This is a genomic window from Odoribacter sp. N54.MGS-14 (assembly GCF_000980295.1).
GTDB lineage: Bacteria > Bacteroidota > Bacteroidia > Bacteroidales > Marinifilaceae > Odoribacter > Odoribacter splanchnicus.
This window is the reverse complement of record NZ_LARL01000005.1, coordinates 83,517-94,696: the sequence shown is the minus strand read 5'-3', so window position 1 is coordinate 94,696 and position 11,180 is coordinate 83,517. Positions and strand designations below refer to the sequence as shown.

Annotated in this window: 7 protein-coding genes and 1 pseudogene; 3 read left to right on the top strand and 5 right to left on the bottom strand. The window is 44.4% G+C overall.

The features are described from left to right. Both WS42_RS02250 and WS42_RS02245 read right to left on the bottom strand, forming a co-directional pair. Positions 1-1,220: carboxypeptidase-like regulatory domain-containing protein (locus WS42_RS02250; protein WP_286728141.1), on the bottom strand; the 1,220-nt coding region annotated here is incomplete at its 3' end. A 166-nt stretch (positions 1,221-1,386) separates the two neighbouring features. Beyond that, complete coding sequence (locus tag WS42_RS02245) at positions 1,387-2,535, bottom strand: FecR family protein (RefSeq protein ID WP_022160245.1); 1,149 nt, start codon at positions 2,533-2,535, stop codon at positions 1,387-1,389. A 112-nt stretch (positions 2,536-2,647) separates the two neighbouring features. Here WS42_RS02245 and WS42_RS02240 point away from each other — a divergent pair, with 112 nt between their 5' ends. Continuing rightward, complete coding sequence (locus WS42_RS02240) at positions 2,648-3,172, top strand: sigma-70 family RNA polymerase sigma factor (protein WP_013611323.1); 525 nt, start codon at positions 2,648-2,650, stop codon at positions 3,170-3,172. An 11-nt stretch (positions 3,173-3,183) separates the two neighbouring features. Here WS42_RS02240 and WS42_RS02235 read toward each other — a convergent pair whose 3' ends face one another. After that, entirely contained in the window at positions 3,184-4,623 is a 1,440-nt protein-coding gene (locus WS42_RS02235; protein ID WP_022160244.1) for an amino acid permease, read from the bottom strand. Positions 4,624-4,780: 157 nt separating this feature from the next. On the opposite strand from WS42_RS02235, the pseudogene WS42_RS02230 reads away from it, so the two are divergent. Both WS42_RS02230 and WS42_RS02225 read left to right on the top strand, forming a co-directional pair. Further along, positions 4,781-5,457: pseudogene (locus WS42_RS02230) on the top strand (DUF421 domain-containing protein). A 47-nt stretch (positions 5,458-5,504) separates the two neighbouring features. Next, on the top strand, positions 5,505-6,794 hold the full coding sequence (locus tag WS42_RS02225; protein ID WP_046404557.1) for a Na+/H+ antiporter NhaC family protein: 1,290 nt from the start codon (positions 5,505-5,507) through the stop codon (positions 6,792-6,794). A 5-nt stretch (positions 6,795-6,799) separates the two neighbouring features. Here WS42_RS02225 and WS42_RS02220 read toward each other — a convergent pair whose 3' ends face one another. Then, positions 6,800-8,068 (bottom strand): TolC family protein, encoded by a 1,269-nt coding sequence (locus tag WS42_RS02220; RefSeq protein ID WP_046404556.1) that lies wholly within the window; start codon positions 8,066-8,068, stop codon positions 6,800-6,802. Between the two features lie 27 nt (positions 8,069-8,095). Beyond that, positions 8,096-11,164: an efflux RND transporter permease subunit gene (locus tag WS42_RS02215; RefSeq protein WP_022160242.1), complete on the bottom strand. Its 3,069-nt coding sequence runs from the start codon at positions 11,162-11,164 to the stop codon at positions 8,096-8,098. Positions 11,165-11,180: the final 16 nt, after the last annotated feature.

Genomic DNA, 11,180 nt, shown 5'->3' with positions numbered 1-11,180 from the left:
GACAGCCAGTAGGTATTCACTCCCCGCTCCACCTGTTGCAGAATTTCATTGTATTTTTGCTTCAAAGCCACTTCTTTTTCAGCCCTTACATTGTCATAATATCCGGACCGGAGTTCCAGATCCAGCTTTTCCCTGGCATTCAGCACATCATAATCGCTCAAATCCGGCACTTCAAGATTTAAACTTCCCGTATAGGAAAACCGCAACTTTCCGGGTTCCGGCTCTTTCGTTGTAATGACAATCACTCCGTTCGCACCACGGCTACCGTATATGGCGGTTGCCGAAGCGTCTTTCAGCAGGGTGATCGTCTCCACCTCACTGTCGTCCAGGTCCATCATCCGTTCCAAAGTGATTTCAAAACCGTCCATGATGATCAAAGGAGTGTTCAGTTCCGCCTTCGTATCGCTTTGTAGCTGGTCGACGTCCGGCATGTTGGCTGCTCCGCGGATCTGCACTTCCGGCAGACGGTTCGGGTTAGAACCCCATTCGTTACTTTCCAGGATATTGAAAGAAGGATCGATATTCCGAAGCGTTGTCAGGATATTCCGGTTACCGAAACTTTTCAATTCCTTTTCCGTAATCACCGACACAGCACCAGTATAGCTTTCTTTCGATTTAGAGAAGATTCCGGTCACAACTACCTCGTCCATTTGCTTCACATCTTCTTCCATCACTACATTCAATTCTTTTTCCCCTTTATAGTACACTTCCTGAGTTTTCATCCCGACAAATGAAAACACCAGCACAGTTTCATGATCGGCTGGCAGATCCATTTTAAAGTGACCGTCCACATCCGTCACTACTCCGACAGAGGTACCTTTTAAAACCACGGTCACTCCAGGCAAAGGATTGCCTCCATGATCCCTTACCCGACCGGTAATTTTCCGGGATTGCGGGAGTATTCCAGCCGTTATCTGTTTCTTTCCAGCCTCGCGGATGATCACCACCCCATCCTCTATGACAAATGAAAAACCACTTTTCACGAATATACTTTCCAACACTGTTTCCAACTTCGTTCCCTTCATCTCTACATCCACCCGCTGCATGCGATCAATTGCATCGCTGTCATACACAAAACGGTATTTGCTGATTTCTTCTAAATAACACAAAACCTCCGATACCGTAACATTTTTCATCGCAATATCGAACTTCGTGTGTTGGGAAAACACATTAGCCTGTACATTCAATGTACACACCAATGAGATAAATACCGTTTTCATGATTAAAAACATCCGTGGTAATTTAAGGAACACGGAATCACCTGTTCTTGACTTTTTTTCCATACTTTTGTAATTAGAGTTTATAACAATTTTTTGCTCTATGTCGGTAGAGCAAGGGTTTTATAACTAAAGGCGGGGTATATGCCACTATACTCCGCTGTTTTTATTATTCCACAATAATACACTGTCCCTGAATACGGAAATGCACGCGTCCCGTCTTTTCAATCTTCGACAATATTTTATTTATATTGTCATAGCGTTCCAAATTCAGCGTAAAACGGGCATTCTTCAAGTCCGGGACTGCAAAAAATACCTCTACATCATACCAACGTGCCAACCTCGTCATCACCTCTTCCAGCCTCGTCCGCGTAAAACGGAATTCTCCCCTGGTCCAGCCGATATACTCTTCAGCAACCACTTTTCTCACCCGGATTTGTCCTTCCTGCTTATCTACAAGAGCCTGTTCATCCGGGCTCAACAGTTGCCGGTGCTCTTCTGTCTTCACCTCGACCCGCCCTTCGACCAAAGTCATCTTTACCTCTTTAGTTTCGGGATAAGCCTCCACATTGAATAAAGTCCCCGTCACTAACACTTCTATTTCATCCACTTTCACGACAAACGGCTGTTTTTCTTTTTTCGCCACTTCAAAACATGCCTCCCCTTTCATGATTACTTCCCGGTTTTCTCCTGTGAAACGGACCGGATAAATCAGCTGCGACTCAGCATTCAGCCATACTTTCGTTCCATCCGACAGTATCAGCCGGTATTCACTTCCCCGGGGGACCCGTACCGTATTCATTTCCTGTATCGGAGCTTCTTCTTGTTCTCCTGTCTGGTAACTCACCACGTTCTCCCCTATCCTGATTTTCGTTCCCTTTCCAGCATCGACCACCCTTTCCTGTCTCTTTCCCAAATCAATTAATTCTCCATTACCGAGAATCAACACAGTCCCCGCACACCGGTCATTCCCCGACCGAGATATATTCAAATCATCAGCCGGTAGAAATATCCACCCCAATCCCAGGAGCAAAATCACTCCGGCACAAACAGCAGCCCCCGAATGCCAGGACCAGAATAGCCTCCTCGTACGGGGAAGTTTGCTCCACACTCCTTTCCAGGCTTTATGCAAATCCGGATGCTCCGTTCTCCGTAAATCAACAATCAGACGCTTACATATAATCTCATATTCTTTTTCATGGGATTCCGATTCTTTCCACCACTTCTGAAACCGTTCCTCTTCTTCCGGAGTAATAGTCCCCATAAGCCGGCAGCTAATCAAATGTGCAAGTTCATACCTATTTTCAAACCCTCTCATTTCTATGTGTATTTTATACTGAAACACTTAAAATCAACAAGTGGGTGTGCGCATCTGAAAAAAAAAAATTACTTTTGTTTCCGAATATCAGTATAAACGACCGGCAAATAAAATGCTTCTAAACAATAAAAGATTTGAATTATTTTTCAATACTTACTATGAACCTGTCTATCTCTTCTCCTTAAAATATGTAAGAGAAGAGCCTGTAGCTCAGGATATAGCTCAGAATGTTTTTGTCCGTTTATACGAGAAGAGAGAAAATTTTTACGCCATCGAAAAAGCCAAATCTTTCGCTTATACGACTGCACACAACCTTTGTCTTAATCATTTGCGACATTCCCAGATCGCACAAAAATATATTTCACAACGGGAAGAGGAAGAAGAGCAAAATTGTCTTCACGAAATTACTTATCAGGAAACACTCCGTTTACTCAGTTTCGCCATCAGCCAATTGCCCCCGCAAACCCGGGAAATTATCCAGCTCGGTTTGGAGGGCAACAATAATACTGAAATCGCAGATCTTCTGCATATCTCTGTCAACACCGTCAAATCAATGAAAAAAAGTGCATACAGACGGTTACGGGAAATACTCGGAAAGGAATACACACTACTTATCCTCAAATTGCTCGGTTGGTAAAACCGTAAATATTACTGTCCTTTCCGATTTCTCCTGGCCATAACCGTGCTGATAAGGATCGGAATGCCCACAAATACTACCGTACCGACAATTACTAACCCCGTATAAAAGGCAGGACTACCGACCGGCAACTGCGAAGGTGGAAAAAAGGTAACGATAAATGAAAAGGCGACAGCCAGAAAACCGACTCCCGCAATCAGCCACATGCCCATCTTACCTCCGGGCACTTTATAACTTCTTTTCAGATCAGGTTGAGTATACCGCAATTTTATTCCTGAAGCATACATCATCATATACATAACGAGGTAAAGTCCGATCGTCAAAGCACTCAACAAAAAGAAAGCCACACTGACATCATCCATAATGATATACAGGGAAGATAAAACCGATACAATAGCTCCCTGAATAAAAAGGATATGAGTCTGTACCCCATTCCGATTGGTTTTTTTCAGGAAATCAGGCAATTGTCCATCGTTAGCCGTCCATAATAATCCACGGCTAGGGCCGGAAATCCATGACATAACCCCGGCCAAAGCTCCGAAAGCCGCTAACAATCCCATCACATTAGTCAACCACCCGATATGATAATGACTGAACAATTGCTGAAAACTGACGAACAATCCGGCTTGTAAGTTGATCTGATCATAAGGAGTAACTATCGCTACTGCCAGAGAGCCTAAAGTGAACAAGGCAAAAGAAATCAAGGCAGCTAAAAACATGGCAGCAGGAAATTGTTTTTGAGGTTCTTTCATTTCCCGGACATGTACGGCATGTACCTCGACTCCGGCAAACAACAGTAAAATACCCGCCAAAAAAGCGATATCACTGATCCCCGTCATATGAGGGAAAAAACGCGGATGTACATGCCCGGCATTTACGTTGACCACTTGAGTAACCGTATCCGGGACATGTTCGAAAGCAATCGGATTACCTCCTGCAATCCAAATAATCGCCATAACGATAATGACCACTCCGGGTAATACGGTTCCTAATAAAAATCCCTGGCTGGTAATCCGGGAAATAATCGAGGTGCCCTTAAAGGTCAACCAGGTAGCCAGCCAATACATAGCAATAGAAAACAACCCTACAAACCAGCCATTCTGCGACAAGTCGGGTTTTCCGATCATATATGCGATAGAGGCGGCTGCAAATCCAAGTACTGTCGGATACCAGACTACATTCTGAATCCATTGCAAAAAAATCGCCGTAAATCCCATTTTCCGGTTAAAGGCTTCTTTCACCCAAGTATATACTCCACCACCCCGGTCGGCAAAAGCGCTACCTAATTCGGCAGCGACCAAAGCCGCCGGTATCAGGAACAGGAAAGTAGCAAAGAAAATGTAAAAAAACATCGTCAGCTCCTCCTGAGCCATCATCGGCAATCCTCTCAAACTAATCACTGCAGCTGCCGTCATCAAGGCCAACTGCCAAGTTGAAATATTTTTCTTCATTCCAATAAATTTTAATTAATCAACTTCATTTATTAACCTACTAACGGAATAAATCTATTTTTGGTTGCTTTCTGTATCGGCTAAAAATTCGGGAATTTGTAACAAAGCTTTTGCAAAAGCGTAATTCTCCTAATTCAGAATGAAATTAAGGTATATTATGATCCTCAGCATTATTATCAAAATCATCATCGGTATGTCCGGAGTGATCTTTTTTCTCCGCATCTCAGGCAAGACACAAATGGCCCAGCTCACTCCCCTCGACTCGGTCAATGCATTTGTTTTAGGAGCTCTGATCGGAGGCGTGATTTATAATCCGGACTTGTCGGTATGGTATATGATCTTTGCGCTCGGAACCTGGACAATCGTCAATATGACTATCCGCTACTTGCTGCGTTTCAGTCTGATCAGGCGTTTAGTCAAAGGAGATACGGTTATGATCGTCAGGAACGGACAAATCAATCTCAAAGAATTCAAACGTAACGGTCTGGAAATGGAACAATTCCGGACCATGTTGCGGGAAGTGGGTATATTCTCGATGTTCGATGTAGACGATGCCCGCTTCGAGACAAACGGCAAGCTCACCGTTTCACTGAAACGAAATATTTCCGAATCTTATCTTTTTGTCAATAATGGATCGATCCTGCAAAATTCACTGGATAATGCCGGAAAAAAGGAAACCTGGCTACTGGCTCAATTAAAAAACTGGGATACGAAGATATCGATTCGCTCTTCTGCGTGGAATGGACCCCTGGCAAGGGATTTTATATTGCTGCTAAAAACACGGATTCTCACAAAAGTGGTCAGGCACATTCCGATAACGATATTTCGAATTGATTTTTCAATTAATCCGTTAACTTTGCACGCTGAAAATATAAAAATACATGAAGCAATACACGCAGCAACCTTCTTTACTGGCTTTAAGTCCTTTATTTATATTTCTGGGAGTCTACCTGGTCACTTCTCTTATCGCCAATGATTTTTATAAAGTACCGATCACTGTCGCTTTCGTGATCTCTTCCATCGCAGCTATCGCCATGACCCGTCATCTCGGTCTGAGTGAAAGGATTGCTCATTTCTCCGGAGGTGCTTCGGATAAAAATATCCTTTTGATGATCTGGATATTTATTCTGGCGGGAGCCTTCGCCCAATCGGCCAAAGCGATGGGAGCCATAGACGCCACGGTCAATCTGACTTTACACATTCTTCCGGACAACCTGCTTTTGGCCGGTATCTTTATCGCCGCTTGTTTTATTTCTTTATCGGTCGGGACCTCCGTCGGAACGATCGTAGCCCTCACTCCTGTTGCTATAGGAATCGCCGATAAAACCGGTGTAGAACTAGCCTATATGGTAGCTATTGTCGTCGGAGGGGCCTTCTTCGGAGATAATCTTTCGTTTATCTCTGACACTACCATTGCAGCCACCAAAACTCAAGGGTGTGAAATGAGAGATAAATTCAAGGTCAATAGTTTAATTGTCATGCCGGCAGCCATCCTATTGCTCTTTTATTATGTCTTTGCCGGCATGCACATCCATACCCCCACGCAGATCGAAGCCGTCGAATGGATCAAGGTTATCCCTTATCTCATCGTTCTCGCAACTGCTTTAGCCGGCATAAATGTCATGCTCGTATTATTTCTGGGGATATTAACTTCCGGGCTTATCGGTATACTCTCTTCCGGTTTCGATTTGTTCGGCTGGTTCGGTGCTATGGGAGCAGGTATCACAGGCATGGGGGAATTGATCATTATCACTTTATTGGCCGGAGGTATGCTCGAAATGATCCGATACAACGGAGGGATCGATTACATCATCGTCAAACTCACCCGACATGTCAATTCCAAACGTGCCGGAGAGCTGAGTATCGCCGGTTTAGTCTGTCTGGCCAATCTTTGTACGGCCAACAACACGATCGCTGTCATCACCATCGGTCCTATAGCTAAAAATATAGCTGACAGATTCGGCATCGACTGCCGCAAATCTGCCAGCATATTAGATACATTTTCTTGTTTTATCCAGGGAATCATACCCTATGGAGCTCAAATGCTGATCGCTGCAGGTCTGGCCTCCATCTCCCCGCTTTCCATCATTCAATACCTGTACTATCCGATGCTGATCGGGATATGTGCCCTATCGGCTATCGTCTTCCGGTATCCGCGCCGTTATTCCTGACAGACTCAACGGTCCGTTCCCCCCAAAGCTTTGGCATACTCGGCCAAGGCTACTTTATATTGATAGTTGACAGAAACCACATTGGTATACGCCTGTAACCAGCTCACCTGGGCCGACAACACATCGATAATCGGCAGTTTCCCTTCATTATAACTAAACGTATTCAACGTCAGGTTGTCCTTTGCTATATCGAGAGAAGAATATACGATCTCCAGCTTTTTGGATATTTCGATCACATTCACCCAGGCATTATTCAGCTCTTTACTTACCTGGTCCTTGAGCTGGCTTCTTTCCAGTTCTTTGGTCCATTCCTGAGTCCGGCTCAATCTCACATTCTGCCGCATTTCTCCCCAATGGAACACCGGTATATTGATTTGTGCATAAGCCGTAGTCGCCCATTGAGCCTTTCCGTCCACATTCAACAAAGTCGTTCCGTATTTTTCTTTTATACCGACAGCCAATTGGGGCAAATACTTCGAACGGGCCATATCGGTCTGCAATTTCGCCATCTCTATCCCCATAATGGCAGATTGATAGTCGGCTCTTCTTTCCAGGGCCTTATTCAACCCTTCCTGCTTAGGAACCCAAAGCACTTTTTGAATAGAATCGGTCAAAACTACAGCAGCATCCGGCTCCACTCCCATCATAATATTCAAAGATTGCAGTGCTGTCTTATAATTCGTCGAATTCGTATTCAATTGTAGTTCAGCTTCTTTCAAACGATTCTGCACCATCAATACATCTGTTTTACTGATAGCTCCTTCTTCAAACCGTTTATTTACAATCTCATACAATTCCCTTACAATCTGAACGAATTGTTCTGAAAGCTCATACAGATTGCGGTTTGCGGCCACCGACCAATAGCTGACATCGGCGGCATAAATCATGTTATCCACTGTATGTTCTACCGACAACTGAGCAATAGCATGTTGCAATTTAGCTACATCATATTGTTTCCGGACAGCGCTCCCGGAATAGACATTCTGTACCAATCCGGCTTCTACTCCATAATTATCGTGTTTCAGGTCGGTTCCGGGCAAGAACTCCACCTTCTCCAACTGATAGGAATAGTTTCCGGTAATATCCAATTTCGGAAAAAAGCCCGTTCTAATTCCTTTCAGGGAATATAAAGCCCCGTTTACAGCCTGTTGGGACTTTTGGATATCCTGATTATATTCCAACACCTTTTGCCGGTATTGTTCCACCGACAACGTCTGGGCGTCAACTATTCCACCCCAAAGCATTGCTCCGACGATTAAATATATTTTTTTCATTCCGTTTATTTTTATCCATTCTTTTTATTATTCCTCATTCATTCTTACCTCAGGGGTATCTGTCACTTTCACCCGGAACAACAAACTATAGGTAACAGGTAAAACAAAAATAGTCAACAGACTGGCCACCAATAATCCTCCCATGATACAAGCGGCCATTCCGCCGAACATAGCATCGAACAGCAAAGGCAGCATACCGAGTATCGTCGTCCCCGAAGCCATCGCTACCGGCACAATTCTCGACTTTGTAGCTTCGATAATAGCTTCCAGCCGGGGAGTACCTTTCTCTTCTTCAATACCGATCTGGTCTACCAGCACAATAGCATTCTTGATATTCATACCGATCAACCCCAATACCCCCAGGATTGCAAAGAAATCGAGCATTTTCCCGGTTACAGCCAATCCGAAGACAACTCCGATAAAGATCAGGGGCACCATCAACAAAATGATCGTCGGTTTACGATAAGTTTTAAACAAAAACAACAACACGATGAACATCAGGATAAAGGTCAACGGTAAATTGGCAGCCATAGCCGAATTCGACTCTTCCTGAGTTTCATTTTCCCCGAAGACCTGCATCCGGTAACCCTGAGGGATATCCATACCCTCGGTAATCGCTTTTTTTACCTGCGCAAAAGCTGCCATCGTATTGGCTCCACGTTTGGAGTCACATTGTGCCATCATCACCTTATCGCGGTTATAACGCTTAATTACGTTGTAATTATATCCGAAGGCAAAGCTGTCCACCACCTGAGCCAAAGGGACGGCATATCCCGACTGGGAAAATACAGGTAAGGTCTTCATATTATCGATATTCGACGATTCGATATTTTCCTCTTTCAGCAAAATAGGCATAAACAAATCCTTCTCCCGATAATCGCCCAAAGGCAAACCGTTGGTTGCAATTTTCAGGGCATAGGCCACTGCCTGCCGGGTAATCCCCAGCCGTTGTCCCCGTTCCTGCGAATAAGCCGGCTCCCAGACAGGTACTTTATTTCCCCAGCTATTTTTGATATCGGTAACCATATCACATTCGTGCATGATACTCATTGCCTTCTCCGTCAACATCGTAAGCGTATCGATATTCTCTCCGATAAAACCGAATTCAATATTCGCTTCCACTGCCGGCGAAAGCTTAAATAAAGAGGAACGGATCAGGATATCCGGATAGTTTTCACGGACATATTTATTCAGGCGTTCTTCTACCTGAGCCGTATATTTTTTATCTTTTACTTCGACCAGGAAATTACCGAAATTAGATTTCGGACCGAAAGAAGTACTGGCCAGATAGTAACGAAGTGGTGAGCTTCCGTATGTAGCCGATACATTCACGACTTCTTCCTGTTGTAACAAAAACTCTTCGATCTTTCCCATTTCTTTTTCTGTCTCCCGGATACTGTATCCTTCAGGTAAAAAGCAATCGGCCCTTAAATAGGGTTTATCCATATTAGGGAAGAAATTCTGGGGCATCAACCCCATAATCGTCATCGCCAGCATAAATAACCCCACCATCACTAACATCGTCGTCCCCTTGAAGCGGATCAGCAAACGCAGGAATTTACCGAATTTATGGTAAAAAGGAGTATCGTACGGATCTTTTCCAGTCTCACCGGAACCTTCTTTCAAAATGAAATTTCCGAAAACAGTTGTCTGAGCCAACGCCAGCACCCAACTAAGTAACAAAGAAACGGCCAACACAATAAACAAAGGTTTGATCATTTCCGCTACGGAAGATTGCGCCAGATATAAAGGCAGAAAAGAGAATACGGCGATCATCGTAGCCCCCAGCAATCCCCATTGAGGCGTAGTAGCCCCGTCTATCAAGGCTTGCCGGCGGCGTATTCCCCGCTTGATCGCTATTTGTGCATTATCGGTGACCACGATAGCATTATCCACCAACATCCCCATGGCTATAATAAAAGCAGCCAAGGAAGTTCTATTCAATCCTACTCCCATAAACTGCATGATCAACAGTGTTCCTCCGATACAAAATATCAACGAACTACCGATCAGAATACCGGCCCGGACTCCCATGACGATAAGAATGATAAAAATCACGATCACCACCGACTCGATCAGATTCAGGATAAAGCCGTTGTTCGCCTCCCGGGCGATCTGATCCTCGGGGTACAGCGTCACCATTTCGATCCCTACCGGCATTTGTTCTTCCAGTTGTGCCAACTTCAACCGCACAGCCTCTCCGGCCTTCACCACATCATAGTCGGGTGCCGTAGAAACTCCGATACCGATCCCTTTCCTGCCATTTACCCGGATCAGGGTACTGGGCGGTTCCATATATCCTTTTTCAATCACAGCAATATCTCCTAAACGGATTTGTTGCCCGGTCTCGGTAGAAATCAACTGATTTTTGATATCGGTCAGATTCTTGTACGTTCCTTCAGCCAGAATCTTGAGCTGGATATTTCCTGCTCTCTTTTCTCCGGTATTGATCAACGAATTCTGTGATTTAATGGTCTGCATCAACGAATTCAGGTTGATCCCCGAATTGGCCAGTTTCGACATAGAAATAAAAACATTGACCACCTCGGTCTGTTCTCCGAACAGGGCCACCTTCTGCACACCTTCGATCGTAACCAACTCGGTTTTCAGCCGTTGTCCCCATTCCCTCAGGTCATGATAGCTAAATCCTTCGTCGGCTGTCAGAGAGAAATAGATACCGAAAACATCTCCAAAATCATCGGAAACTTTAATATCGGATGCCCCTTGAGGCAATTGCGACTGAACATTCAATACCTTACGCCGGAGTTCATCCCACATTTGCGGCATTTCTTCGGGCGGAGTTGCGGGACTCAATTCGATATTGATCTTCGACATACCGTAATATGAATCGGATTTGATCTTATAGACACGCCGCATAGACTGAATCTCCCTTTCAATCGGCTCTGTGATCAGTTGTTCCACTTCCTTCGGAGAAGCTCCCGGATACTGAGTAATCAATACGGCTGTCTTAATCACAAAAGGCGAATCTTCTTTTTTCCCCAGCGAACCGAAAGAAATCACCCCTCCGATCAACATGACGAAGAGAAAAAAGTAGATGACCTTCGGATTATCCAATGAATACTTTGCTATATTCATATCAATATGGTTTCAA

Coding starts and splice junctions, on each gene's coding strand:
- WS42_RS02215 (WP_022160242.1), bottom strand. CDS start 11,164: ATGAATATAGCAAAGTATTCATTGGATAATCCGAAGGTCATCTACTTT.
- WS42_RS02235 (WP_022160244.1), bottom strand. CDS start 4,623: ATGAAGAAAAATATTTCAACTTGGCAGTTGGCCTTGATGACGGCAGCT.
- WS42_RS02220 (WP_046404556.1), bottom strand. CDS start 8,068: ATGAAAAAAATATATTTAATCGTCGGAGCAATGCTTTGGGGTGGAATA.
- WS42_RS02245 (WP_022160245.1), bottom strand. CDS start 2,535: ATGAGAGGGTTTGAAAATAGGTATGAACTTGCACATTTGATTAGCTGC.
- WS42_RS02240 (WP_013611323.1), top strand. CDS start 2,648: ATGCTTCTAAACAATAAAAGATTTGAATTATTTTTCAATACTTACTAT.
- WS42_RS02225 (WP_046404557.1), top strand. CDS start 5,505: ATGAAGCAATACACGCAGCAACCTTCTTTACTGGCTTTAAGTCCTTTA.